We start from the raw sequence: 24,822 nt of genomic DNA, 5'->3' as shown, positions 1-24,822 counted from the left end.
GTGGGACGTCTGTCCAAACGGCCATGGCTGTGCCCCGCCGGCACCGCGATCCTGGAAGCGGCCCAGACGCCCCCCCCGAGCAACCCACGCAGAGGCGGCATGAGACTCGACGAGGTTGCCCGACTCTCCGGGTTCGGCTCCGCCGGAACCCGTGCGCCGCGTCTTCCAGCAGCGGCTCGGTGTCGCCCCCTCGGCCTACCGCGCCCGGTTCCGCTCCAGCTCCGCGCCTTCCGGTGGAAGAGTTCCGGCAGAGCCGATGACTTTCCGCGCTCGCGGCCGTCTACCCGTGCGACACACCGCCGACGACGGACACGAGGAGCAGGAACATGAGCGACGGCCACTCCTGCACACTCACCCGCACCCTGGACGCCCCCGCGGCCGAGGTGTGGCTGGCGTGGACCACCCCCGGGCAGTACGAGCAGTGGGCTCACGCCGCCGCCGGATCGGTCGAGATGGACGTGCGGCCGGGCGGGGCGTGGAAGTCCACGGTGGTCACCCCCGACGGCGGGCGGTTCCCGCTGACGGGCACCTACCTCGACGTCACCGAGAACCGTCTGCTGGTCGTGGGCATGGACGTACCGGGCAGGCCCTCGCCCGCCGTCATGACCGTGGAACTCGACGAGCCGGACGCCGGCCGCACGAGGATCGCCCTCCACCAGACCTGTGACAGCGCGGAGGAACGCGACATGGCGGAGCAGGGCAGCACCATGCTGCTCGATGGCCTGAGCGCCCACCTGGCCGCCGGCGCGGGCGACTGACGCCCGGGCAGGCGCACGACGACCCCGGCCGGCAGGGGTCCCCGGGGCCGCGTCAGGCGATGGACGCCGAAATGACGGCGGCCACGGCCAGGTTGCACGACGCCGTCACCCAGACCGCCGGGTGGGGCTCGGGATCGACCAGCGTCGCGCCCAGGCGACCCGGCGTGATCAGGTCGACCACCAGGAACGCCACGGCCATCATCACCAGCCCCAGCACGCCGAACGCCGCGGTCGACACCAGTCCCTTGCCGAAGTCCTCGTACGTCGTCCAGATCGAGGTGAACACGATGCCGCCGATGCCGAGCAGCGCCGAGCTGAGCAGCACGGCGGCGTTGCGATTGCGCTGCTCCCAGATCTGCCGGCCGAGCTTTCCGGGCGTCAGCACATCGACCAGGACGATGCCGAGGACCAGCAGGACCAGGCCCAGGGCGCCGTAGGCGGTGGCCCGGCCGAGTCCGTTGACGATGTCGCTCATGGGGTTGCCGGCTCCGTAGCGTGAGAGATCGTGAGTGATCGCGGTCAAGGCGATGCAAAATGTAGCGCACCCGTTCGGCCCCTTGACCGCTGGACCGAAAACCCACGGGCGCAGAGCACTTGGGCCGCCGGGAAGGGCGGCCGAAGCGCTCCCACCGTGCGCGTCGAGGCCCGGTGCGCACGGCCGTCCCGGGGACCGGTGTCAGATGAGCGCGCGGGCGAACGCCTCGAGGGTCTCGAAGTCGCCGTCGCGCAGACCCAGCCGGGCGTCGACCCGGTGCAGGAGCGCCGCACCGCCGTGGTGCGCCGCGACGAAGGCCCGGTCCGCGGGCCCGATCTCGTCGTCGACCCAGGCGAACGGACGGCCGTCGGCATGGGCCACCAGACCGCGGGTCTTCCAGAACGTGCCGTCCGGCTCCGTCCCCCACAGCGTCGGCCAGGTGACGACGGGCAGCTCCGGGAGGCCGAGGACCGGCCCGATGAAGAGGTTCGCCTCGTGCCCCCACGTCGTGGCCCACACCAGGTCGTACAGCTCGCTCAGACTCCGCAGCCTGCGGCCGTGCCCGGGGTTCAGCCAGACACGCAGCGGCTTCACGTACGCCCGTGGCGTGCCCGGGTGCCGGGCCACCCACCCCTCGGGCTTCATCCGGTGGGTCGAGTAGCCCTCGGGACGCCGCTGCGGCTGCGCCGCGAACGGATTGAGCGGGCCGTCGACGTCGAGGTAGAGCAGTGGCCGAGACACGAGAAGGGCAGTCCTCTCACCCGTGGCGATGCCCCCGCGGCCATGAGCTGCGAAGTGGCCGGACGGCCCTCAGGCTGGAGGGAGCAGCATGCCGGACGTCACCGATTCTCTGCCAGGAGGTTTTGAGATGGCGAAGAGCCGTGGAGCGGGAAAGAAGCTGAAGAAGGGCGACGAGGTCGCCTGGAGCAGTCACGGCCACCGGACCGAGGGCACCGTGGAGAAGGAGATCACCGAGCACACGGAGGCGGCCGGTCGCACGGTGGACGCCGCCGCGGACGATCCGCAGTACCAGCTGCGCAGCGCCAAGTCCGGAAAGGCCGCGGTGCACAAGCCGTCCGCGCTGAAGAAGAAGTGAGACGCCGTGGACGGCATGGACGACGAGCACCGGCGTCCCGACGGCGTCGGTGACCTGACGGTGGAAGCGCTCGGATCCTTGTCGAAGGCGCTGGAGACGACGGAGCGGGCGCGCGGGCACCTGTACTCCTTCCACCAGCTCACCGGCACGGCCGACCTGGAACTGGACCGTACGGTGGACCTGCTGCGCAAGGCGGGTCACCGGGCGTGGGCGGACCGCGTCGAGACGGAGATCCTGGGGCGCAACGTGATCCCCGGACACTGGACGTTCCAGGTCGTCGAGGCGTACGAGCGGACGTACTACCAGGCCTTCAAGGACCTGGAGCGCGCGGCGGTGCAGGAGCTGGCCGACGGCCGCGACCATCTGTACGAGGCGGAGCTGAAGGAGGCCCGACGCACCCGGAGCCACCCCGATCACACGGCCCGCCCCGACAGCCCGGGCACCCGCGGGCCGGCCGGCCCCTCCTCCTGACGGCCGGGTCCCGCACCGCTCAGTCCCTTCCGCGGGCCCGGCGGAACCGGGCCAGCCCCTCGGCGAGGTCCACCACGGGGTCGGGGTAGGCGTCGTACAGCGCGCGCTCGGCGCCGCGCAGCTTCCACGGCTGGTGCACGGCCGGACCGTCGAGCCCGGCCAGCTCCGGCACCCAGCGGCGGACGTAGGTGCCGTCGGGGTCGTACCGCTTGGCCTGCGCGATCGGGTTGAGGACGCGGTGGGGGCGGGTGTCGGTGCCGGTGCCCGCGACCCACTGCCAGTTGAGCTGGTTGTTGGCGAGGTCGCCGTCCACGAGCAGGTCCAGGAAATGCCGGGCGCCCACGCGCCAGTCCACGTAGAGCGTCTTGGCGAGGAAGGAGGCGGTCAGCAGCCGCCCGCGGTTGTGCATCCACCCCTCGTGGCGCAGCTGGCGCATCGCGGCGTCGACGACCGGGTAGCCGGTGCGGCCCTCCTTCCACGCGGCGATGTCGTCATGTGCCTCGGCCTCGGTCCGCCACCGGTCGTGCCGGGTGCGGTAGTCCCCGGCGGCCGCCTCCGGCCGCGCGGCCAGCACCTGGCGGTGGAAGTCCCGCCAGGCCAGTTGCCGTACGAACGCCTCGGCGCCCGGGCCTCCCGCGCGGCGCGCGCGGTGGACGAGCTCGACGGGGGAGAGGGTGCCGAAATGCAGGTGCGGGGAGAGACGGGAGGTCGCGTCCCCGGGCAGGTCGTCGTGGCGGTCGGCATAGGCGGCGACGTCCTCGCGCAGCCAGGCCGCGAGTCGTTCCCGTGCCTGCGTCTCACCGCCCGTCGGCAACCCCGGGGACACCCCGGACAGGTCCGGGCGGGTGGGCACCGGCAGCGACCCGACGCCGTCGGGAACACGGACCCGCCGGGGTGCGGGGAGCACGTCCCTCAGGCGCTGCTCGGACCACCGCCGGAAATAGGGGGTGAAGATGGCGAAGTGGTCGGAGGACGCGGGCGTCACGATACCGGGCGCGATCACGGTGGTCACCGTGTCGTGGACGTGCAGCCGGCAGCCCTGCGCCCGCAGGGCGGACCGCAGCCGGTCCTCGCGGCCGTGCGCGTAGGCGCTGACGTCGGCCGCCATGTGCACCTCGTCCGCCGCGGCCTCGGTCACCACCGAGCACACCTCCTGGACCACGTCGCCGTGGCGCACGACGAGCCGCCCGCCGCGCTCGCGCAGCCCGGCGTCCAGGTCCCGCAGACAGTCCGCGAGGAAGGCGAGCCGGTTGGGCGCGGCGAAGCCGGCTGCCTGGACGGCCCGGTCACGGACGAAGAGCGGCACCACGGCCGAGGAGCCGTCGAGGGCGGCGCGCAGCGCCGGCTGGTCGTGCAGTCGCAGGTCGGCGGTGAACAGGACGACCGAAACGGTCATGGTGCTCCTTGGACGTGGGGGGCCCGGGCCGCGGCCCGGGCGATGTTGCGGGCCATGCCACCGAACACGACGGCATGGAAGGGCCACACGCTCCACCAGTAGGCGTGTCCGAGCAGCCCGTGCGGGTGGAACAGGGCCCGCTGGCGGTACCGGGTCCGGCCGTCGTCGTCGGTCCCGGCGTACATCTCCAGCCAGGCCAGTCCGGGCAGCCGCATCTCGGCGCGCAGCCGCAGCAGGCGGCCCGGGAGGATCTCCTCCACCCGCCAGAAGTCGAGCGAGTCGCCGGCGCGCAGCCGGGCCGCGTCCCGCCGCCCGCGGCGCAGCCCGACCCCGCCGACCAGCCGGTCCAGCCAGCCGCGCACCGCCCACGCCAGGGGGAAGGAGTACCAGCCGTTGTCACCGCCGATGCCCTCGATCACCCGCCACAGCGCCTCGGGCGGGGCGTCGACGAGCAGGGCACGGCGGTCGGTGTAGAGGCTGCCGCCGGCCCAGTCGGGGTCGGTGGGCAGCGGATCGCTGGGCGCACCGGGCGGGGACGCGGAGGACCAGCGGGTGGCGACGTCGGCGTCGCGCACCCGGCGCAGGGCCAGCCGGACCGCCTCGTCGAAGGGGAGGGGGGAGCCGGGAGGGTCCGGCACGTACCGGGCGATGTCGTGTTCGCGGCAGACCACTTCGTGGCGCAGCGACTCCGTGAGCGGACGCGCGATGGACGGGGGCACCGGGGTGACCAGCCCCACCCAGTAGCTCGACAGACGGGGCGTGAGGACCGGCACCGGGACGATCAGTCGCCGCGGCAGCTCGGCGACCTCGGCGTACCGGACCATCATGTCCCGGTAGGTGAGGACGTCCGGGCCGCCCAGGTCGAACGCGCGGTTGACGCCGTCCGGCATCCGCGCGCTGCCGACGAGGGCGCGCAGGACGTCCCGGATGGCGACCGGCTGGATGCGGGTGCGGACCCAGCTCGGGGTGACCATCACCGGCAGCCTCTCGGTCAGGTAGCGCAGCATCTCGAAGGAGGCCGAACCGGAGCCGATGACGACCGCGGCCCGCAGCACGGTCGTGGGCACGCCGGAGGCCAGGAGGATACGGCCCACCTCCGCCCGGGACCGCAGGTGCGGGGACAGCTCCCGCTCCGGAACGCCCGACGGAGTCAGCGCGCCGAGGAAGACCAGGCGCCGTACGCCCGCCGCCCGGGCCTGCTCGGCGAAGACACGTGCCGCCCGCCGGTCGGTCTCCTCGAAGGTGCTCCCGGTGCCGAGCGCGTGCACCAGGTAGTAGGCGACGTCGACGTCCTTCATCGCCCGGGCGACCGCCTCGGCGTCCGTGACGTCGCCCCGGACCACCTCGGCGTCCCGCGCCCAGGGGTGATCGCGCAGCTTGTGCGGAGAACGGGCGAGGCACCGCACCCGGTGCCCGGCGGTGAGGAGTTCGGGCACGAGCCGGCCACCGATGTAGCCGCTGGCCCCGGTGACCAGGCAGCGCAGCCCGGCTCCCGTTCCGTCGTCGCTCATGCGCCGTGCCCTTCTCTCCTGACGGTCCGCCGTCGCCGGACCGTCCTCGCCGGATCACTTCCCCCGAGCGGGGCGCCGTCCGCGGTGCGGCGTCACAGGTCCGCCGCGTGGTCGGGAACGTAGGTCTGCAGTTCGCGCGGCGTGCGCCTGTACCCCGTGGAGGCGGGCCGCTGCGGAAGGTCCAGGACCGGCGGTGAGATGTGGTGGTAGGGGACGGAGTCCAGCAGGTGGGCGATCATGTTCAGCCGCGCCCGGCGCTTGTCGTCGCTCTCCACGACGTACCACGGCGCTTCGGGGATGTCGGTGTGCACCATCATCTCGTCCTTGGCCCGCGAGTACGCCTCCCAGCGTGTGATCGACTCCAGGTCCATCGGCGACAGCTTCCAGCGGCGCAGGGGGTCCTCCAGACGGCGCCGGAAGCGTTCCTGCTGTTCGGTGTCGCTCACCGAGAACCAGTACTTGCGCAGCAGGATGCCCTCCTCCACCAGCATCCGCTCGAAGATCGGGCACTGGTGCAGGAACCGCTGGTGCTCCTCCTTGGTGCAGAAGCCCATCACATGCTCGACCCCGGCCCGGTTGTACCAGGAGCGGTCGAACAGCACGATCTCCCCGGCGGCCGGCAGGTACTGCACGTACCGCTGGAAGTACCACTGGGTCCGTTCGCGCTCGGTGGGCTTCGGCAGGGCCGCGATCCGCGCGACACGTGGGTTGAGGTGCTCGGTGACCCGCTTGATCGTGCCGCCCTTGCCGGCCGCGTCCCGCCCTTCGAAGACGACGACCAGCCGTGCGTCCTCCGCCCGCACCCACTCCTGCATCCTCGCCAACTCCGTCTGCAGGCGGAGCAGTTCCTTCTCGTACACCTTCCGCGGCAGCTTCGCCGCCTTCTTGCCGGCCATACCGCCTCCACCCGCTGAGCCCGCCGGCGGTGACCCACCACGTCACCGATGCGGGCCACCGTACGTCCGCCGGGGCGCCCGCGCACCCGGTCCGCCGTGCCACAGGTCAGGCGGGCTGCGGTACGAAGGGGAGCAGGGCGTCCTCCCCGGGCTGCACCACGCCGTAGCTGCTCTCCGGAACCTTGTTCCAGGCGCCGGGCAGGCCGCCCAGGGGCTCGGACACGATGAGGCGGGCGTCCTCGGACATGTTCCGCAGGAAGGCCAGGTCCGGATGCAGCGCACGCAGGGTCTCCACCCGCGTGCTGTAGTACAGCGACCGTGAGGCGCCCTGGCTGGAGTAGCGGAAGGCCCACAGCCGCCGGCCGTCGGTCACGGCGACCGTCATCTGCAACGGGTACTCGACGCCGTGGTCGTGACCGGTCCGCTCGATCATCCCCACCATCCGGGCCACGGCCCCGGGAGGGTCGTCCTCGAGGCCCAGCGTGAGGGCCAGGAAGAACATCATCTCCGAGTCCGTCGATCCCTCGATGTAGGGGTAGAGACTCGGGTCGACGGCCAGGGCGAGTTCGCGCCGGCTCAGGTGGAACTCGTCGATCGCCCCGTTGTGCATCCACATCCAGCGGCCGTGCCGGAACGGGTGGCAGTTGGTCTGCTGCACGGCGCTGCCCGTCGAGGCGCGGATGTGGGCGAAGAACAGTGACGAACGGACGTGCGCCGCGATCTCCCGGAGGTTGCGGTCGCTCCAGGCCGGTCCTATCTCCCGGACCACCGCCGGGGTCTCCATGTGCGGGCCGTACCAGCCCACCCCGAAACCGTCGCCGTTCGTCGTCTCGACGCCCATACGGGCGTGCAGGCTCTGGTCGATCAGCGAGTGCTCCGGTTTGTAGAGGATGGTGTCGAGCAGCACGGGCGCACCCGAGTAGGCAAGCCATCGGCACATATTCCGTCGCCTCCCGGCATCGGTCCACCGCTCACCACACGTCCACGTCGGACCCGGAGTCAGTCGACCGGCCAGGTGTGGACAGGGGCGTTGAGGTGCATGTAGTCGATGTACATCTGGGTCATCCGGCGCAGGGACTCGTGCCGGCCGGAACGGGTGGAGGCGTCCAGGCGGTGGAACATCTCCTTCTGCCAGACCGCCCCGTTGCGACCGGTGACGCACCGCTGCTCGATGATGCCGAGCAGCGGCTCCCGCCACGCCTCGTCCATGCCGGACCGCTCCAGTCCCCGGTGCGCGAGCGGCAGCAGACGCCGCAGGACCAGTTCGGGCACCGGGACCTCGCCCATGCCGGGCCAGTACAGCCGTGCCTCGATGCCGTGCCGCGCCGCCTCGTGCAGGTTGTCCTCGGCGGCCGAGAAGGACATCCGTGACCACACCGGGCGGTCCTCCTCCACCAGGGCGCGGGTGAGCCCGTAGTAGAAGGCGCCGTTGGCGAGGATGTCGGCGACGGTCGGGCCGGCGGGCAGCACCCGGTTCTCCACCCTGACGTGCGGTTTGTCGTGCGAGACCGCGTACACCGGGCGGTTCCACCGGTAGATGGTGCCGTTGTGCAGGGTGAGCTCGGCGAGTTCGGGGATGTCACCGCGGTCCAGGGTCTCCGCGGGGTCCTGCTCGTCGCACACGGGCAGCAGGGCCGGGAAGTAGCGCAGGTTCTCCTCGAAGAGGTCGAAGACGCTGTTGATCCACCGCTCCCCGAACCACACCCGCGGCCGCACTCCCTGCACCTTGATCTCCTGCGGACGGGTGTCGGTCGCCTGCTCGAACAGCGGGATGCGCGTCTCGTGCCACAGTTCCTTGCCGAGCAGGAACGGTGCGTTGGCCGCCAGCCCGACCTGGACGCCGGCGATCGCCTGCGCGGCGTTCCAGTAGTCGGCGAACTCCTCCGGCGCCACCTGGAGGTGGAACTGGGTGCTGGTGCACGCGGCCTCCGGCGTGATCGTGTCCGCGTAGGTGCGCAGCCGGTCGACCCCGTCCACCTCGATGCGCAGGTCCTCGCCCCGGGCCGCGAAGACCTGGTCGTTGAGCAGCCGGTAGCGGGGGTTCTCCGACAGCGAGGCCTCGCCGACGTCCTGCTGCCGCAGGGTGGGAAGGATACCGATCATGATCAGATGGGCGCCGACCGACGTGGCGCGCTGCTCGGCGTGGTTCAGCGCGGAGCGGATCTCGGTCTCCCAGGCGTCCGGGCCCCCTGCGGTGAGACGGCGCGGCGGGACGTTGATCTCCAGGTTGAACCGGCCCAGCTCGGTGGACCACGCGGGGTCGGCGATCGCCTCCAGCACGTCGCTGTTGCGCATCGCGGGCTCGGCCGCGCCGTCGACCAGGTTCAGCTCGATCTCCAGGCCGACCTGAGGGCGCTCGGCCTCGAACCGTGACTCGCGCAGCATCTGCGCGAACGCGTCGAGGCACTGCTGCATCTTGATCCGGTACCGGCGGCGGTCCTCGCGGGTGAAGACCAGCGCCGGGACGTCCCGTCCCATCGGCCCTCCCGGGGGTTGCCTCCTCGGACGTTCTCCATCCCAGCGTCGCACCGCCGGGCGACAGCGACCACGCGAGGTGACGCCGGTACCGGCGTCACGGAACGGGCCCCTGCCGCTACCACGGGTGGATCGCACTCGTCCCCGTGCGGCGGCCGTCCGCGTCCAGCAGATGGCCCATCCGCTTGACGGTGCGGACGCCGACGACGCGATCGGTGATCCGCAGTGAGGGGAGACGGGCGCAGAGCGCCGTCTCGCGGTGCTGGACGGCGCCCATGTCGCGCAGCCAGTAGGTGGCGAGGACATTGGACGCCCCGGTCACGGCCGCCACGAGCCGGCACTCGGGCAGCGTGGCCAGCGTGCGGTGCAGACCGTTGACGTCCCGCACCGGCGCCCGGCCGCGGAACGTCACCGCCACCGGCAGGCCGCTCAGCGCCGGAGCCACGTCGCAGCGGAACGTCGCCACCCCGGAGGCGGTGAGCCGCCGCAGCCGGCGCCGTACGGTCGCGGCGCTGGTGCCGGTCCGCAGGGCCAGCTCCGCCAGCCCCAGGCGCCCGTCGGGCACCAGGGCACCGAGCAGCTCGCGGTCGAGGGCGTCGAGCGTCAGGAGGGCGTCGGCGTCCCGGTCACCCGTCCCGGGCGGGCCCAGCGCGGAGAGCTGGGCGGAGTCGAGGGAGCCCAGCCGCCAGCGACTGCCCTCCGCGTACAGGGACGTGGCGAACAGGCACTCCACTCCGGTCACGTCGGGCAGCAGGGCCAGGCGCTCGGTGACGAACCGGTTCAGCGCGGCCGGGTCCGGGGCCAGCACGTCCAGCAGGAGGTCGGTTCCGCCGGGAGCCGTGAGCTCGACGGTGACCGCCTCGCTCAGGGTGGCGACGCGCGCGGCGAGCCGCTCCCGGGCCGCAGGCGGGCAGCTGACGAGCACGAACGCCGTGCAGCGGGTGCGGGAGAACGCCGGGCCGGGAACCGCGGACAGCCAGGCCAGACCCTGCCCGGTCAGCCGCTCCCAGCGGCGGGCCAAGGTCACCGCCGAGACGCCCAGCAGCGGTGCGAGCTCGGACCAGGCCGCACGCGGACGGATCTGAAGCGCGTGCACGAGAGCGAGGTCCAGCTCGCTCACGGCGTCCGAATCCTTCACCCGACCCTCCCTCTCCGCACGATTCTCGCGAAGTTCCCGGCCCTGTCGACCGGTGGCCGCACTGTAGCCACCACGTCGGATTCCGACCAAGGGATGAGGGTGAGACCGTGACGAGTGCCATCAGCCGTGGCCGCGGACTGCTCGCGACCATGACGGTGATCGTGGTCTGCAGCGGTGTCGTGCAGGGCTACTTGACGCCCCTGTTGCCCGTTGTCGGGCAGCACGTCGGTATCGGAGGCGTGGGCCAGAACAATCTGTACCTGCTCTCGCAGCTCGCCTTCGCCGTGCTGACCCCACTGCTCTCCCGCTGGGGTGACATCCACGGTCACCGGCGGCTGCTGCGCGTCGCCGTCGCCATGGTGGCCGCCGGATCCCTCCTCATCGCCCTGCGGCCGACGACCGCCACCCTGGCCGTGGGAATGGGGCTGCAGGGCGCCGTCGTCGGCTTCTTTCCGCTGCTGGCGGGCATCCTGCGCTCCCGCGCACCGGAACACGGCCGGGCCGGCATCTCCGTCCTCGTCGGCGCACTGCTGCTGTCCATCGGCGTCGGCGGCCTCGTGTCCGGTTCACTGAGCGAGGAGCACGCCCTGGCCGGGCTGTGGACCGCGGTTCCGTTCGCCGCCCTCGCCCTGGGCGCCGCCCTCGCGCTGCCGGACAGCACGGCGCCGCGCGCGGGCCGGTTCAACGCCCCGGCGGCCGTGCTGCTGACCCTCGGCCTGGCGGCCCTGGTCCTCGTCCTGGCCCAGGGCGGCACCTGGGGGTGGGCTTCGGCCCCGTCCGCGCTGACGGCGCTGGCCGCCGTGGTGTTCCTCGCCGTGTGGGTGCGCGTCGAACGGGGCGCGGCCCACCCGCTGGTGGACATCGGCCTGCTGCGCAACCCGCGGCTCGCCGTCGTCAGCGCGCACACCTTCTGCGCCGCCTTCGGCACCATCGGGTTCCTGGGCGCGAACGCCGTGTTCCTGGGCGCGCGCCCGGACGACGAGGGCTACGGCCTCGGACTGGGGTCGCAGACCATCGCGCTGGTCTCCCTCGCGATGGTCGTGGCCGGCTGTGCCGGGTCCACCGTCACGCCCCGGCTGGCCCGGCTCGTCGGTGACCGGACGACCCTAGTGGCCGGCGGCACGGTCGGCGCCCTGGGCTTCCTGTGCCTCGTGCTGTTCCACCGCTCCCTGCCCCAGTACCTCGTCGGTGCGCTGGTGGTGGGTGTGGCGACCGGCATGTTCGAGGCCGTGACCCGCACGCTGTCGGTGGAGGTCGTCGCGGACTCGGAGACCGCCGTGTCCGTCGGCATCAACGAGCTGGCCCTGTCGCTGGGAGCCGCGATCGGCGCCGCGGTGATCGGCGCGCTCTTCGCCGGTCACCCGGCGCCCGGCGGGGGCGTCGCCCCGGCGGGCCATCTGTGGTCGTGGGGCGTGTGCGCGGCGGTGGCCCTGGCCGGTGCGGCCCTGGGCCTGCTGTTCCGCGGCACGGCGCCGGCCCGGTCCGCGGCCCCCGGCCTCGCCCCGAGCGGGGAGGCGGCGGCATGACACGGCGCGACACCTCCCCCACCGGACTCGGGCCGCGCGAGCGGGCCACGCTCACGGCCGCGGAGGCCGTCCGCTCCTCGTGCCCGGCCCTCGTCGCCCTCAGCCACAGCCTGCACGCGGAGCCCGAGACAGCGCTCCAGGAACACAGGTCGGCCGACAAGGTCGCCTCGCTCCTCGCCGACGCCGGCTTCCGCGTGGCGCGCGCGGCGGGCGGCCTGCCGACCGCCCTGGTCGCGACGTACGGCACGGGAGACCTGGTGGTGGCCCTGTGCGCCGAGTACGACGCCCTGCCCGGCCTCGGCCACGCCTGCGGGCACAACGTCAACGGCGCCGCCGCGGTGGGAGCCGCGCTCGGCCTGGCGGCCGTGGCGGACGCGATCGGCGTCACCGTGAAGCTGGTCGGCACCCCGGCCGAGGAGGACATCGGCGGCAAGGTGCTGCTCCTGGAGGCCGGGGTCTTCGACGACGCCGGTGCGGCTCTGATGGTGCACGCCGCCCCGGAGGACTCCGTCGGTGCCTCGTCCCTGGCCATCGGAGCCTGGGACGTCACCTACCGCGGACGGCCGGCGCACGCCGCGCTCGCTCCCTGGGAGGGGGTCAACGCGCTCGACGCCATGACGCTCGCCCACTCCGCCGTCGGCCTGCTGCGGCAGCAGCTCCCGCCGGGCACCCTCGTCCACGGTGTCGTCTCCGAGGCCGGACGCGCGGTGAACGTCATTCCCGAACTGGCCCGCGCCCGCTACGAGTTGCGCGCCCCCACCGCCGAGGGGCTCGCCCTGGCCAGGCGCCGCGTACGGGCCTGCTTCGAGGCGGGAGCGCTCGCCACGGGCGCGGAACTCGACCTCGTGACGCACGGCCGCGACTTCGCCGACCTGAGGCAGGACTCCTTCCTGACGGAGTCCTACGTGCGTGCCGTCCGCGCCCTCGGCCGGGAACCGGTGTCCCGGCACGGCGAGGTCATGGCCTCGACCGACATGGGCAACGTCTCGCACCACGTTCCGGCGCTCCACCCGACGATCGGGTACGACACCGGCGGCGCTCGCCAGCACACCGAGGAGTTCGCCCGGTACGGCACGAGCCCCGGCGCCGACCGGGCCGTCGTGGACGGGGCGATCGCCCTGGCGCACGTCGGCGTCGACCTCGCCACGGATCCCGTGCAGCGCCGGCGCTTCCTGGAGGGCGCGGCCCGGCGGCGCCCCCACGAGCCGGCCGCCGGCGGTGTCAGTGCCGCGACGGGTTGTGACGTGGCCTGATGACGGCGTTCGGGAGGGCAGGGGCGGGGAGCCGGTCGCCGGGGTATCCCTCGACGGCCCCGAACCGGTCGGACGCCTGCTCCCACTCCTCCCGGGCCCGGACGATGTCGTCGTGGCTGCGTCCGATGAAGTTCCACCACATGACGATCTCCTCCTCGAACGGGGGCCCGCCGAGCAGGACGGTGCGGGCGGGTTCGTCGGACTCGTTGAGGAGCGTCAGCGTGTCCGAGCCGGGGGGCGCGTACCCCAGCTCGGCCGGGCGCAGCAGGGTCCCGGCCAGCCGGACGTCGCCCCGGTCGACGAGGAGCCCGTGCTCGAACGCCGGGTCGACGCGGAGCGTGAGGGAGGAGCCCGGTTCGAGCTGGATCTCGGCGCCGAGCAGGGGCGTGAAGGTGCGCACCGGTGACGTGTCCCCGGCCAGCGAGCCCAGGAACACCCTGATCTCGGCGCCGTCGGTCCGCACGGGCACCGGCACGTGGTGCTGGAAGTCGCGCGGGGCGTGACGGTGCGCGTCCGGCAGCGCCACCCACAGCTGCACACCGTGCAGCGTGCCGGTGCGGGGGGTGGACACCTCCGAGTGGCTGATGCCGTGCCCGCCCGTCATCAGGTTCAGCTCACCGGGCCGGACGTAGGCGTGGCTGCCGAGACTGTCGCGGTGCTCGATCTCCCCGCTGAACAGCCAGCTCACCGTCTGCAGGCCGGTGTGCGGGTGCGGTGCGACGTCCATGCCGCCGGTGCGGGCGACGTCGTCGGGGCCGTAGTGGTCGGCGAAGCACCAGGCGCCGATCAGGGTCCGGGCGCGCTGCGGCAGCGTGCGCCGCACCGTCATGGCGCGGGGGCCGCCCAGGGGCACGTCGCGCGGGGTCAGTACGTCCACCCGCCCCTCGTCCGATCGCTCGCCGCCGTCCGTGGATCCGCAGCGCGTCTCTGCGGGTTCCGTCTCCACATTGCTCATCGGGGACCACCTCCTGTCATCATGATACTTTCATATTCAACAACTTGCCGCACCCTTGGACGGCGGCGGCGTGTGAAGGAGTCCGTGTTGAGCAGCCCCGTGCCGGCGTCCGACGCCCGGCGGATCTTCATCGACAAGCAGAGCCCCAAGGCCTATCACGCGCTGGTGCAGACGTCGGAGGCGGTCCGCACGGTCGCAGCCGAGGCGGGACTCGACCGCACTCTCGTGGAACTGGTCAACCTGCGCGTGTCGCAGATCAACGGCTGCGCCTACTGCCTCCACGTGCACACCCGTGCCGCCCTGAGGGCCGGCGAGACGACACAGCGTCTCGGCGTGCTCGCGGCCTGGCGGGACACCGAACTGTTCTCTCCCGAGGAACGCGCCTCCCTCGCTCTGGCGGAGGCGACGACCCACCCGGCCGACGCCGGCGCACAGGACGCCGCCTACGCCGCCGCGCGCCAAGTGCTCACCGACGACCAGATCTCCGCGGTGATCTGGGTGGCCCTCACCATCAACGCGTTCAACCGGGTCTCGATCATGAGCAGGCACCCCGTGCGGCCGTGACGGCCGGCCACGGCCGGGGCACCGCCGATGTCACCCGACTTGAACCGCTCGTTTCCTTGAGCTGTTCGTGTCTGGGGGAGTAGGTTCTCCGCCATGACCGGATCCCGGGCGCCGAAGACCGCCGAGGAACTGCGCGACGCCGGTCTGCGGGTGACCGCAGCTCGCGTCGCGCTGCTCGAAACCGTACGGGCCGGTGACCACCTCGACGCCGAGGCCATCGCCTCGGGGGTGCGCGGCCGCGTGGGCCACATATCCCTGCAAGCCGTGTACGACGGTCTCCACGCGCTCACCGCGGCGGGACTCCTGCGCCGCATCGAACCACCGGGCAGCCCGGCCCGGTTCGAGGGGCGCGTCGGGGACAACCACCACCACCTCGTCTGCCGTTCGTGCGGTGCCGTCGCGGACGTCGACTGCGCGGTCGGCACGGCGCCCTGCCTGACCGCGTCCGACGACCACGGGTTCTCCGTCGACGAGGCCGAGGTCATCTACTGGGGCCTGTGCCCCGACTGCTCCACCGCTCGCAGTACCTCAGCACCTTGATCCGCTTGGTCCGGAAGGATTCCCATGTCCGAGAACCACGACGCAATCGTCACCGACGCGAAGACCGAGGAGGCCGGCGGCTGCCCGGTCGTGCACGGGCGCGCCCCGCACCCGACGCAGGGCGGTGGGAACCGCCAGTGGTGGCCGGAGCGGCTGAACCTGAAGATCCTCGCCAAGAACCCCGCCGTGGCCAACCCCTTCGGCGAGGACTTCGACTACGCCGAGGCCTTCAAGACCCTCGACCTCCCGGCCGTGAAGCGGGACATCGCGGAGGTGCTGACCACCTCCCAGGACTGGTGGCCCGCCGACTTCGGCCACTACGGGCCGTTCATCATCCGCATGGCCTGGCACAGCGCGGGCACCTACCGGATCAGCGACGGCCGCGGCGGCGCCGGGGCGGGTCAGCAGCGCTTCGCGCCCCTCAACAGCTGGCCGGACAACGGCAACCTCGACAAGGCCCGCCGTCTGCTGTGGCCGGTGAAGAAGAAGTACGGCAAGAGCCTGTCGTGGGCCGACCTCATGATCCTCGCCGGAAACGTGGCCCTGGAGTCGATGGGCTTCAAGACCTTCGGCTTCGCGGGCGGCCGTGAGGACGTCTGGGAGCCCGAGGAGGACGTCTACTGGGGCCCCGAGTCCACGTGGCTCGGCGACGAGCGCTACACCGGCGACCGTGAGCTCGAGAACCCCCTCGGCGCGGTGCAGATGGGTCTCATCTACGTCAACCCGGAGGGCCCCAACGGCAATCCGGACCCGATCGCCGCGGCCCGCGACATCCGGGAGACGTTCCGCCGCATGGCGATGAACGACGAGGAGACCGTCGCCCTGATCGCGGGCGGCCACACCTTCGGCAAGACCCACGGCGCGGGTCCGGCCGACCACGTCGGGCCCGACCCCGAGGCGGCCTCGATCGAGGAGCAGGGCCTGGGCTGGCGCAACTCCTTCGGCACCGGCAAGGGCGCAGACACGATCACCAGCGGTCTCGAGGGCATCTGGACGGACACCCCGACGACCTGGGACAACAGCTTCTTCGACATCCTCTTCGGCTACGAGTGGGAGCTGTTCAAGAGCCCTGCGGGCGCGCACCAGTGGCGGCCCAAGGACGGCGCCGGGGCGGGCACCGTGCCCGACGCCCACGACCCGTCGAAGCGCCACGCGCCGACGATGCTGACGACCGACCTCTCCCTGCGGTTCGACCCGGTCTACGAGCCGATCTCGCGGCGCTTCCACGAGAACCCCGAGGAGTTCGCCGACGCCTTCGCCCGGGCGTGGTTCAAGCTGACCCACCGCGACATGGGCCCGGTCGTGCGCTACCTCGGCCCGGAGGTCCCGGCCGAGACGCTGCTGTGGCAGGACCCCCTTCCCGAGGTGACGCACGAACTCGTCGACGCAGAGGACGTCGCCTCGCTCAAGAGCCGGGTTCTGGCCTCGGGTCTGTCGGTGTCCCAGCTGGTCTCCACCGCCTGGGCGTCGGCCTCGTCGTTCCGGGGCAGCGACAAGCGCGGCGGCGCCAACGGGGCGCGCATCCGTCTCGAACCGCAGCGCGGGTGGGAGGTCAACGAGCCCGACCAGCTGGCGACGGTCCTGCGAACCCTGGAGGGGATCCAGGAGTCCTTCAACGAGGGCCGGACCGACGGCAGGCGGATCTCGCTCGCCGACCTGATCGTGCTCGCCGGCGGTGCGGCGGTCGAGCGGGCGGCCAAGGACGCGGGCTTCGAGGTCGAGGTCCCGTTCACGCCGGGCCGCGTCGACGCCTCGCAGGAGCAGACCGACGTGGAGTCGTTCGCCGCGCTCGAGCCGACGGCCGACGGCTTCCGCAACTACCTCGGCAAGGGCAACCGGCTGCCGGCCGAGTACCTGCTGCTCGACCGGGCGAACCTGCTGACCCTGAGCGCTCCGGAGATGACGGTCCTCGTCGGTGGCCTGCGCGTACTGGGCGCGAACCACCAGGGCACCCAGCTCGGCGCTCTCACCACGACCCCCGGGGCCCTGACCAACGACTTCTTCGTCAACCTGCTCGACCTGGGCACGACGTGGAAGGCGACGTCCGAGGACGCGAACACCTTCGAGGGCCGCGACGCGGTCACCGGTGAGGTCAAGTGGGCGGGCAGCCGCGCCGACCTCGTCTTCGGCTCGAACTCCGAGCTGCGCGCGCTCGCGGAGGTCTACGCGAGCGACGACGCGAAGGAGAAGTTCGTGACCGACTTCGTCGCGGCCTGGACCAAGGTGATGAACCTGGACCGGTTCGACCTGGTGTGATCCGAGGTCCGGGCCGGCCCGAGCGGGGCCGGCCCGGACCCGGCCGTCCCGGTCTCCTCGGCCTTCTCGTCAGGAGGCCCCCGGGACGAAGACCCCTGCCCGTGCCGCTGCCACCGCGGCGTCGGCGGCGCGGTCCGCAGCCGCCTCGTCGAGCGGCTCGCCGGTGGTCAGCAGGCGGTAGTAGAGCGGCGCCGAGACGGCGCGCACGACCTCACGGGTGTCGGTGCCCGCGGGCAGTTCGCCGCGGGCGACGGCCTGACGGACGCAGGGTTCCCACTCCGTGACGCGGATGTCGTAGAAGCGCCGGAGGGCGGCGGCCGCCTGTTCGTCGCAGGTCGCGGCGGCGATGACCGCCCGGAAGAGCGCCCCTTGGCGCGCATCTGCCAGCGTGCGCTGCACGAGCCGGGCGTTGGCGCGCAGATCGCCCTCGAGCGTGCCCGTCTCCGTGCGCGGGAGCGACTGCTCGGCCATGTCCGCGAGCAGATCGGCGACCAGGTTGGCCGGACTTCCCCAACGGCGGTAGACCGTCGTCTTCCCCACCTCGGCGCGACGGGCGACATCGGCCAGGTCCAGCCCGGCCAGGCCGCCCTCCGCCAGTGCGTCGCCGGCGGCCCGCAGCACGGCGGCCCGCACCCGGGCGGTACGGCCACCTGGGCGGACGGCACCTGGGCCCGCGCTCGCAGACGTCATAACGGTACTCCAGTTCCATTTAGGCTTCGGCCTCTGCTAGGCTGCGTCCCATCTTAACGGAACGCGTGTCCCGTTAGCGGCTGGGTCGGGACCGCGGGAGAAGAGGGGAAGCCGTCATGGAATTCAGGAGGCTGGGCGCGTCCGGACTCATGGTCCCGGCGCTGAGCTTCGGCGCCGGCACCTTCGGCGGACGCGGAGAGCTCTTCGGCGCCTGGGGCAACACCGACGAGGCGGAGGCGCGTCGCCTCGTGGACATCTGCCTCGACGCCGGCGTCACCATGTTCGACACCGCCGACGTCTACTCCGGCGGGGCCTCCGAGGAGGTCCTGGGTGCCGCGGTGAAGGGGCGCCGCGATCAGGTGATCCTCTCCACCAAGGCCGGCCTGCCCATGGGCGACGGGCCGATGGACGCCGGGACCTCGCGGGCACGCCTGCTCAAGGCGGTCGACGACGCCCTGCGCCGGCTCGGCACGGACTACATCGACCTGTTCCAGCTGCACGCCTTCGACGCGGGAACCCCGGTCCAGGAAGTGCTCTCCACCCTCGACGACCTCGTACGGGCCGGCAAGCTCCGCTACACCGGCGTCTCCAACTTCAGCGGCTGGCAGCTGATGAAGTCGCTGGCCGAGGCGGACACACACGGCCACCAGCGGTACGTGGCCCACCAGGTCTACTACTCCCTCGTCGGCCGGGACTACGAATGGGACCTCATGCCGCTGGGCCTCGACCAGGGCGTCGGCGCCGTCGTCTGGAGCCCGCTGGGGTGGGGACGGCTGACCGGCCGGATCCGCCGCGGCCGTCCCTTGCCCGCGGACAGCCGGCTGCACGACACCGCGGACTACGGCCCTCCCGTCGAGGAGGAGCTGCTGTTCCGGGTGGTCGACACCCTGGACGACATCGCCCAGGAGACCGGCAGGACCGTGCCCCAGATCGCCATCAACTGGCTGCTGCGGCGCCCGACCGTCTCCTCGGTCATCATCGGCGCCCGCAACGAGGAACAGCTCCGCCAGAACCTCGGCGCCGTCGGCTGGGCCCTGAGCGCGGACCAGGTGGCCAGACTCGACGCGGCCAGCGCCAGGACGGCCCCCTACCCGCACTTCCCCTATGAACGTCAGGAGGGCTTCGCCCGCCTCAACCCCTCCCCGGTCCGCCCGTTGATCGGCGACGCGGGGGCGCTCCGGGGGTGATGCGCGCCGGGCGTGGGTGTGCGACATGCCAACGGGACGGAAAGGGGAGCCGGTTGTCAGTCCCTTGCTGAAGAATGCCGTTCAGCGAGATCATTACCGGCCCGACAGGGTAGGCGGTCTCGAGCCCCTGTTCTGGAAAGGCCACTGCTGATGCCGTTCACCGCCGATCTGCCGCCGGTTTCCCACCCCCGTACTCAGGGCCGCCACGGCCGTGGAGGACCGCTCCACGGTGCGCCCGCCACGCGCTCCTGCGCGCCGCTCGGCCAGGCCGAAGCCGAGGTTCTGCGTATCGTCGCCGACGCGCGTACCCCCGTGTTCGTCACCGAGTTCGCGGGCGGACGGCGCAGATACAGTTACTGGCGGCCGCTGGACTCCCGTACCGGCCGCGGCGGTTGCTATGTCGCACTGCCCACCGCCGCGTGCGACGCCCTGCACGCCGCCGGGCGGATCACGCTCGGTGAAGCGATCACCGATCCGACCAGGACGACGTACCGGGTGCGGGCGGCCCGCGAAGCGAGCGCGTCCGCGCGAGCGGAGCGGCGATGGGCCCGGGCGGCCTGAGCGCCGGCCGTGCACGGGGTGTCTCCGGCAGCTCGCGCCCGGCCGGGCCGGCGTGCGGCGGAGCCGGATGGAAAAGCGGTGGCCGCGCGGCGGCCGCGGTGCTGAGATGGCGCGATGCGACACGAGGCGTCAGTGACCGTGGACCGGGGCCGGTACCAGGACTCGGTGACTCCGTGGGAGCAGGAGGCATGGCGGACCGCGGCCCTCGGCTGGGTCGAGGGCGAGCTCGCCGCGCGTGGCCTGCGGATGACCGGGCAGAGACTGGTGCGGCTGCGGCCGTGGTCCGTCCTGATGCGGGTGGCGGTCGAGGGACGTGACGCCGTCTGGTTCAAGGCGAACCCGCCGGCCAGTGCGTTCGAAGGCGCGCTGACCGAGGCGCTGGCCCGCTGGGTGCCCGAACACGTGCTGGAGCCGCTGGCGGTCGACGCCCGCCGGGGCTGGTCGCTGCTGCCCGACGGCGGAGAGCTCTTCAGGAGCGTGCTCGACCGCGAGGCAGCCGGCCCCGAGGCCTGGGAGGAACTGCTCCGCCAGTACGCGAGCATGCAGGGCGCCCTGATTCCGTACGCATCCGAGATCGAACGGCTGGGCGTCCCCAGCGCCCGGACCACCGCCCTGCCCGACGTCTTCGACCGGGTGGTCGCGGAGAACGCCGCCCTGCGCGCGGACCAGCGCGGGAGACTCGCAGATCTCCGGCCCGCCCTCGTGGACTGGTGCGCGGAGCTCGCGGCCCTCGGCATCGCCGACTCCCTCGACCACGCCGACCTGCACGACGGCCAGTTGTTCCACCCGCGTCCGGGGCGGTTCACGTTCTTCGACTGGGGCGACGCCGCCGTCTCCCACCCCTTCTGCAGCCTGGTGGTCCCCGCCGGAAGGGCCTGCGCACGGTACGGACCGGCCGTACTGCCACGACTGCGGGACGCCTATCTGGAGCCATGGACGGGCGCGGGCCGAACGGCGGCGGAGCTACGACGTGCCGTGAGCCTCGCATGGCGGCTCGGTGCGCTGGGACGCGCCTGCTCCTGGGGCCGGCTGTTTCCCTCCGCCGACGCCGCGGGCACCGCGGAGATCGCCGGCGGGCTGCTGGAACTCCTCACCGATCCACCGCTCTAGCGGATGCCCGCACCGCAACCACCGCCGTCCGCGGCCCTGGCCGTCGCGGCGTCCCGTCCGGTGGGAGAACCCGCACCGTGCTGCCCCCGCCCCGGCCGAGGCCACTTCCCCGGCTCCGTAGACTGCCCGTATGGCTGACCAGAGGAAGAGCGAGACGGACCGCACCGGCGTGGACGACGACGAGATGCGGCCGTCACTGCCGGCGACCAGCTGGGCGGTACTGGGCCTGCTCTCCTTCGGGGAGGAGCTGTCCGGCTACGACCTGAAGAAGTGGTCGGACTGGTCGCTGCGCTTCTTCTACTGGAGCCCGTCGTTCAGCCAGATCTACGGCGAACTCAAGCGCCTGGAGCGAGTCGGCTACGTCTCGTCCCGGATGGTGGCCCAGGAGACGGGCAGCCGGGACAAACGGGTCTACCGGATGACGGACGAGGGCCTGGCGGCCGTACGCACCTGGGCGCGCGAGGCGCCCGTGGAGCCGCCGGTGCTCAAACACGGCGTCATGCTGCGGTTGTGGCTCGGGCACCTGCTGGAACCGGAGCAGATGCGCGACGTGCTGGGCCGGCACCGGGAGTACGCCGAGCGGATGCGGCGGCGCGCGGCGGCGGACGCCGAGGGGTCACGGGACAAGGAGGAGTGGGCGTATCCCGCGCTGACCCTCAAGTGGGCCGAACGCTACTACGCATCGGAGCGGGACCTGGCCGACGCCATGCTCGCCGACATCGAGCAGCTCGCCTCCGGCGGCGACGGCACGGCCCGACCGTAGGCCCCGGGGGAGTACACCGGCACGGTGCCGACCGGATCGCACCCGCTCCGGGCCGGCGCTCCGTCGAGCGGCCGCGCGCCGGTGCTCCCGGCTGCCGGGCGAGAATGAGTCCGTGCCGAACAGCAGCAAGAAGCCCACGATGAAGCCGTCGCCCGAGCGCCGAGAGGAGATCCTCGCCATCGCCGGCGAGGTGTTCGCCGCTCAGGGCTACAACGCCACCACCGTCCGGAAGATCGCGGACGCCGCCGGCATGCTGGCGGGCAGCCTCTACTACCACTTCGACTCCAAGGAGTCGATGCTGGACGAGATCCTCTCCGCCTTCCTGGACGAGCTCTGGGCGGGGTACGACATGGTCCTCGCCGCCGGGCTCGGGCCCAGGGAGACCATCGAGGCGCTCGTGACCGAGTCCTTCCGGCAGATCGACCGGCACGGCGCCGCGGTGTCGATCTACCAGAAGGAGTCCAGGCACCTCTCCGCGCACGACCGCTTCGCCTATCTCTCCGACTCGCAGCGGAAGTTCGAGAAGGCATGGCTCAGCACGCTGGAGCGCGGAGTCGCCGCCGGGGTCTTCCGCGCCGACCTCGACATCCGGCTCACCTACCGCTTCGTGCGCGACACCGTCTGGGTCGCCGCCTCCTGGTACCGGCCGGGCGGACAGCACAGCCCGGAGGAGATCGCCCGCCAGTACCTCTCCATGGTCCTGGACGGCATCGCGCTGCGGAACTGACCGCGGCCTGACCTGCTGCGCACCGAGGCGCCCCCGTCACCCACCGCTGCCGGGGAGCCTCACGCGCGCCGTACCGGCCCTACATCCACTCCGCGAAGCGCATCCAGGACATCATGGTGTCCACCTCCGCCCGGTTCATGACCTCCGCGGTGTGCGGGTCGTCCTGCGCCCCGGCGGCCACCGCCTGCCGTGCCGCTGTGCGCGACGGCCCGCGACCGAGGGCCGCGCGCCCCGGCCCGTACAGCGAGGCCCACACGGCCCGCGCGGTGCCGGCCACCGCGGGAGCCATCCGCTCCAGTTCGCGGTGCGTGCCGTTCCCGCAGACCGAGATCGACGCGATCGCGCGCCCCGCACCGCGCAGCGGTGCCGCCACACACGCCACACCCCGGAACGCCTCCTCCCGGTCGAACGCCACACCGCGCTCGCGGATCCGGGCCAGCTCCTGGGCGAAGTAGGCGGGACGCGTGATGGTGTACGGGGTACGCGGCCGCAGCCCGGACCGCACCACCTCCGTCACCAGAGAGGGCTCGCTGAAGGCGAGGATCGCCTTGCCCGTGCCGGTGCAGTACGCCGGCTGCCTCCCGCCGATGCGGGACGGCACGGACGAGTCGGCGGCGCCGGAGATCCGCTCCAGGTACACCACCTCGGGCCCGTCGATGACGGCGAGGTGCACCACGTGACCCAACTTCTCGTGCAGTGCGTGCAGATGGGGCAGGGCCGCCCTGCGCAGCCGGTTGTGGTGCGAGGCCATCGCGCCGAGCTCCAGCATCCGCATGCCGAGGCAGTAGTGGCGACCGTCCCGATCCAGCCAGCGCAGCTGCACGAGCTGGTCGAGGATGCGGTGCGCGGAGGAGCGGGGGAGCCCCGAGCGGTTCACCACCTCCGTGAGCGTCAGTCGTGGCGTCGACCCCTGGAAGGCGCTGAGGACCAGGGCCGCCTTCTCCAGCAGTGACGGGGGCGGCTGGACCTCGCGGCCGGCGGGGTGGACGGGCTGCACTGCCATCGGCGACTCCTCCGAGGAGAGGGGCGGGCATGGGGAGACCCAGGGGAAACCACGGGTTTCGGCCATGTCTCCTGGCGTTGTCGAGAGGTTGCCACGGTTCCCGCTCAGTGGGAACCCTGTATTTCGTTCCGAAATAACAAGCCGTAGGTTCATGGCACTTTCCCACCTCCGCACCTCGACCCGAGAGAGGCCGCCATGAGCCACCGAGAGGTCCTCGCCGCCGTACGGGAACTCGCCCCGACGCTGCGTGAGCGCGCCGCCGAAGCCGAGGAACTGCGCCGGGTCCCCGACGCCTCGATCAAGGAGATCGAGGACACCGGGTTCTTCCGCCTCCTGCAGCCCCGTGCGCACGGCGGCCACGCGGTGGACCCCGTGATCTTCTACGAGGCGGTCAAGGAGATCGCCAGGGCCTGCGGCTCCACCGGTTGGGTCGCCTCCGTCCTCGGCGTCCACCCCTGGCACGTCGCCCTCTTCGACCCGAAGGCGCAGGAGGAGGTGTGGGGCGCCGACCCCACGACGAGGATCGCGTCCTCCTACGCACCGACCGGGACGGTCACGCCCGCCGACGGAGGGTTCCGGATCTCCGGGCGCTGGCACTTCTCCTCGGGCTGCGACCACGCCGACTGGGCGCTGCTCGGCGGCCTCGTCCTCGGCGAGGACGGCGCACCGCTGGACATGCGCACCTTCCTCGTGCCGCGGGCGCAGTACACGGTCGACCCCGTGTGGGACACCGTCGGGCTCCGCGGCACCGGCAGCAACGACATCGTGCTCGACGACGTCCTCGTGCCCGAACACCGGGCGCTGAGCTTCGGCCCCGTGACGGCGCTCAGGGCGCCTGGGCAGGAGCTGAACCGGGAACCGCTGTACCGGCTGCCGTACGCGACGGTGTTCACCACCACCATCTCCACCCCGATCGTCGGCATCGCCGAGGGCGCCTGCGAGTCCTACCTCGACGCCACCAGGAAGCGGTTCCGGGTCTCCTACGGACAGAAGGTCGCCGAGGACCCGTTCGCGCAGGTGCGCATCGCCCGGGCGGCGAGCAACGTCGACGCCTCCTGGCTCCAGTTGCGCCGGAACATCGAGGAGCTGTACGCCTGCGCCCGGCGTGGCGAGGACCCGCCGACGCACCTGCGCGCCCGGGCCCGCCGCGACCAGGTGCTCGCCACCGAGCGCTGTGTCGCGGCGGTCGACCTGCTCGTGGAGAACGCCGGCGGCAACACCATGCGCACCGGTCCCGACCCGGTGCAGCGGGCCTGGCGCGATGCGCACACCGGCCGCGGACACGCCGCCAACGACCCCGAGCGCGCCCTGCTCCTCTACGGCCAGGGCGCCCTCGGCCTCGACATCCAGGACACGATGCTCTGACAGGAGCCGAGGTGACGGACGCCGGTCACGAGTCGGCCTCCCGGGGAGCGACCGCGCGCCTCCCTCGACGTCCGGGTGCCCGACCCGGGCACCGCCACCGCCGCGG

At 72.5% G+C, this 24,822-nt stretch carries 25 protein-coding genes; 14 read left to right on the top strand and 11 right to left on the bottom strand.

Annotation, left to right across the window (positions count from 1 at the left end):
• Window positions 1–326 precede the first annotated feature (326 nt).
• Window positions 327–758 carry an SRPBCC family protein gene (locus IE260_RS20175; protein WP_189873802.1) on the top strand — a complete coding sequence of 144 codons (432 nt, stop codon included), beginning with the start codon at window positions 327–329 and terminating at the stop codon, window positions 756–758.
• A 52-nt stretch (window positions 759–810) separates the two neighbouring features.
• Here IE260_RS20175 and IE260_RS20170 read toward each other — a convergent pair whose 3' ends face one another.
• Entirely contained in the window at window positions 811–1,233 is a 423-nt protein-coding gene (locus tag IE260_RS20170) for a DUF350 domain-containing protein (RefSeq protein WP_189873800.1), read from the bottom strand.
• 201 nt (window positions 1,234–1,434) lie between these two features.
• Window positions 1,435–1,974, bottom strand: coding sequence for an HAD domain-containing protein (locus IE260_RS20165; protein ID WP_189873798.1), 540 nt, complete (start codon window positions 1,972–1,974; stop codon window positions 1,435–1,437).
• A gap of 127 nt (window positions 1,975–2,101) precedes the next feature.
• Between IE260_RS20165 and IE260_RS20160 the strand changes: the two genes are divergently transcribed.
• Both IE260_RS20160 and IE260_RS20155 read left to right on the top strand, forming a co-directional pair.
• Window positions 2,102–2,329 carry a hypervirulence associated TUDOR domain-containing protein gene (locus tag IE260_RS20160; protein WP_189873796.1) on the top strand — a complete coding sequence of 76 codons (228 nt, stop codon included), beginning with the start codon at window positions 2,102–2,104 and terminating at the stop codon, window positions 2,327–2,329.
• Between the two features lie 15 nt (window positions 2,330–2,344).
• A complete protein-coding gene (locus IE260_RS20155; RefSeq protein WP_189874146.1) occupies window positions 2,345–2,800 on the top strand; it encodes a hypothetical protein in 456 nt (151 codons plus the stop codon).
• 19 nt (window positions 2,801–2,819) lie between these two features.
• On the opposite strand, the gene IE260_RS20150 is transcribed toward IE260_RS20155, so the two are convergent.
• The 6 genes from IE260_RS20150 to IE260_RS20125 all read right to left on the bottom strand — a co-directional run bounded on the left by IE260_RS20150 (window position 2,820) and on the right by IE260_RS20125 (window position 10,216).
• Window positions 2,820–4,196: a cryptochrome/photolyase family protein gene (locus tag IE260_RS20150; protein WP_189873794.1), complete on the bottom strand. Its 1,377-nt coding sequence runs from the start codon at window positions 4,194–4,196 to the stop codon at window positions 2,820–2,822.
• A complete protein-coding gene (locus IE260_RS20145) occupies window positions 4,193–5,707 on the bottom strand; it encodes an SDR family oxidoreductase (protein WP_189873792.1) in 1,515 nt (504 codons plus the stop codon). Before IE260_RS20145 ends, IE260_RS20150 begins: the two co-directional genes overlap by 4 nt.
• A 92-nt stretch (window positions 5,708–5,799) precedes the next feature.
• Complete coding sequence (ppk2, locus tag IE260_RS20140; protein WP_189873790.1) at window positions 5,800–6,603, bottom strand: polyphosphate kinase 2; 804 nt, start codon at window positions 6,601–6,603, stop codon at window positions 5,800–5,802.
• 106 nt (window positions 6,604–6,709) lie between these two features.
• On the bottom strand, window positions 6,710–7,543 hold the full coding sequence (locus IE260_RS20135) for a class II glutamine amidotransferase (protein ID WP_189873788.1): 834 nt from the start codon (window positions 7,541–7,543) through the stop codon (window positions 6,710–6,712).
• A gap of 59 nt (window positions 7,544–7,602) precedes the next feature.
• On the bottom strand, window positions 7,603–9,081 hold the full coding sequence (locus IE260_RS20130) for a glutamate-cysteine ligase family protein (RefSeq protein ID WP_189873786.1): 1,479 nt from the start codon (window positions 9,079–9,081) through the stop codon (window positions 7,603–7,605).
• Window positions 9,082–9,196: 115 nt separating this feature from the next.
• Window positions 9,197–10,216: an Lrp/AsnC family transcriptional regulator gene (locus tag IE260_RS20125; RefSeq protein ID WP_189873784.1), complete on the bottom strand. Its 1,020-nt coding sequence runs from the start codon at window positions 10,214–10,216 to the stop codon at window positions 9,197–9,199.
• Window positions 10,217–10,323: 107 nt separating this feature from the next.
• Here IE260_RS20125 and IE260_RS20120 point away from each other — a divergent pair, with 107 nt between their 5' ends.
• Window positions 10,324–11,742, top strand: coding sequence for an MFS transporter (locus IE260_RS20120; protein ID WP_229880940.1), 1,419 nt, complete (start codon window positions 10,324–10,326; stop codon window positions 11,740–11,742).
• The gene (locus tag IE260_RS20115; RefSeq protein ID WP_189873782.1) at window positions 11,739–12,995 is read left to right on the top strand and encodes an amidohydrolase; all 1,257 of its coding nucleotides are present in this window, start codon (window positions 11,739–11,741) and stop codon (window positions 12,993–12,995) included. Before IE260_RS20120 ends, IE260_RS20115 begins: the two co-directional genes overlap by 4 nt.
• On the opposite strand, the gene IE260_RS20110 is transcribed toward IE260_RS20115, so the two are convergent.
• Window positions 12,964–13,950, bottom strand: coding sequence for a pirin family protein (locus IE260_RS20110; RefSeq protein ID WP_189873780.1), 987 nt, complete (start codon window positions 13,948–13,950; stop codon window positions 12,964–12,966). The two genes, IE260_RS20115 and IE260_RS20110, sit on opposite strands and share 32 nt — an antisense overlap.
• A gap of 87 nt (window positions 13,951–14,037) precedes the next feature.
• Here IE260_RS20110 and IE260_RS20105 point away from each other — a divergent pair, with 87 nt between their 5' ends.
• The 3 genes from IE260_RS20105 (at window position 14,038) to katG (ending at window position 17,310) form a co-directional block, all read left to right on the top strand.
• The gene (locus IE260_RS20105) at window positions 14,038–14,514 is read left to right on the top strand and encodes a carboxymuconolactone decarboxylase family protein (RefSeq protein ID WP_229880938.1); all 477 of its coding nucleotides are present in this window, start codon (window positions 14,038–14,040) and stop codon (window positions 14,512–14,514) included.
• 93 nt (window positions 14,515–14,607) lie between these two features.
• Window positions 14,608–15,054, top strand: coding sequence for a Fur family transcriptional regulator (locus IE260_RS20100; protein WP_189873776.1), 447 nt, complete (start codon window positions 14,608–14,610; stop codon window positions 15,052–15,054).
• A 24-nt stretch (window positions 15,055–15,078) separates the two neighbouring features.
• A complete protein-coding gene (gene katG, locus IE260_RS20095) occupies window positions 15,079–17,310 on the top strand; it encodes a catalase/peroxidase HPI (RefSeq protein ID WP_189873774.1) in 2,232 nt (743 codons plus the stop codon).
• 69 nt (window positions 17,311–17,379) lie between these two features.
• Here katG and IE260_RS20090 read toward each other — a convergent pair whose 3' ends face one another.
• Window positions 17,380–18,000, bottom strand: coding sequence for a TetR/AcrR family transcriptional regulator (locus IE260_RS20090; protein WP_189873772.1), 621 nt, complete (start codon window positions 17,998–18,000; stop codon window positions 17,380–17,382).
• Window positions 18,001–18,116: 116 nt separating this feature from the next.
• Here IE260_RS20090 and IE260_RS20085 point away from each other — a divergent pair, with 116 nt between their 5' ends.
• The 5 genes from IE260_RS20085 (at window position 18,117) to IE260_RS20065 (ending at window position 22,348) form a co-directional block, all read left to right on the top strand.
• A complete protein-coding gene (locus IE260_RS20085) occupies window positions 18,117–19,187 on the top strand; it encodes an aldo/keto reductase (protein ID WP_189873770.1) in 1,071 nt (356 codons plus the stop codon).
• Window positions 19,188–19,337: 150 nt separating this feature from the next.
• On the top strand, window positions 19,338–19,748 hold the full coding sequence (locus IE260_RS20080; protein WP_229880936.1) for a hypothetical protein: 411 nt from the start codon (window positions 19,338–19,340) through the stop codon (window positions 19,746–19,748).
• Between the two features lie 114 nt (window positions 19,749–19,862).
• Window positions 19,863–20,858, top strand: coding sequence for a phosphotransferase (locus IE260_RS20075; protein WP_189873768.1), 996 nt, complete (start codon window positions 19,863–19,865; stop codon window positions 20,856–20,858).
• Window positions 20,859–20,988: 130 nt separating this feature from the next.
• Window positions 20,989–21,621, top strand: coding sequence for a PadR family transcriptional regulator (locus IE260_RS20070; RefSeq protein ID WP_189873766.1), 633 nt, complete (start codon window positions 20,989–20,991; stop codon window positions 21,619–21,621).
• 139 nt (window positions 21,622–21,760) lie between these two features.
• Window positions 21,761–22,348, top strand: coding sequence for a TetR/AcrR family transcriptional regulator (locus IE260_RS20065; RefSeq protein ID WP_373303373.1), 588 nt, complete (start codon window positions 21,761–21,763; stop codon window positions 22,346–22,348).
• 79 nt (window positions 22,349–22,427) lie between these two features.
• Here IE260_RS20065 and IE260_RS20060 read toward each other — a convergent pair whose 3' ends face one another.
• Window positions 22,428–23,351 carry an IclR family transcriptional regulator gene (locus IE260_RS20060; protein ID WP_189873762.1) on the bottom strand — a complete coding sequence of 308 codons (924 nt, stop codon included), beginning with the start codon at window positions 23,349–23,351 and terminating at the stop codon, window positions 22,428–22,430.
• Window positions 23,352–23,546: 195 nt separating this feature from the next.
• On the opposite strand from IE260_RS20060, the gene hsaA reads away from it, so the two are divergent.
• Complete coding sequence (gene hsaA, locus IE260_RS20055; RefSeq protein ID WP_189873760.1) at window positions 23,547–24,716, top strand: 3-hydroxy-9,10-secoandrosta-1,3,5(10)-triene-9,17-dione monooxygenase oxygenase subunit; 1,170 nt, start codon at window positions 23,547–23,549, stop codon at window positions 24,714–24,716.
• Window positions 24,717–24,822: the final 106 nt, after the last annotated feature.

The sequence above is a fragment of the Streptomyces viridiviolaceus genome (genome assembly GCF_014650995.1).
GTDB classification, from domain to species: domain Bacteria; phylum Actinomycetota; class Actinomycetes; order Streptomycetales; family Streptomycetaceae; genus Streptomyces; species Streptomyces viridiviolaceus.
The sequence above is the reverse complement of the archived record's forward strand: the minus strand, read 5'-3'. Positions and strand labels throughout refer to the sequence as shown.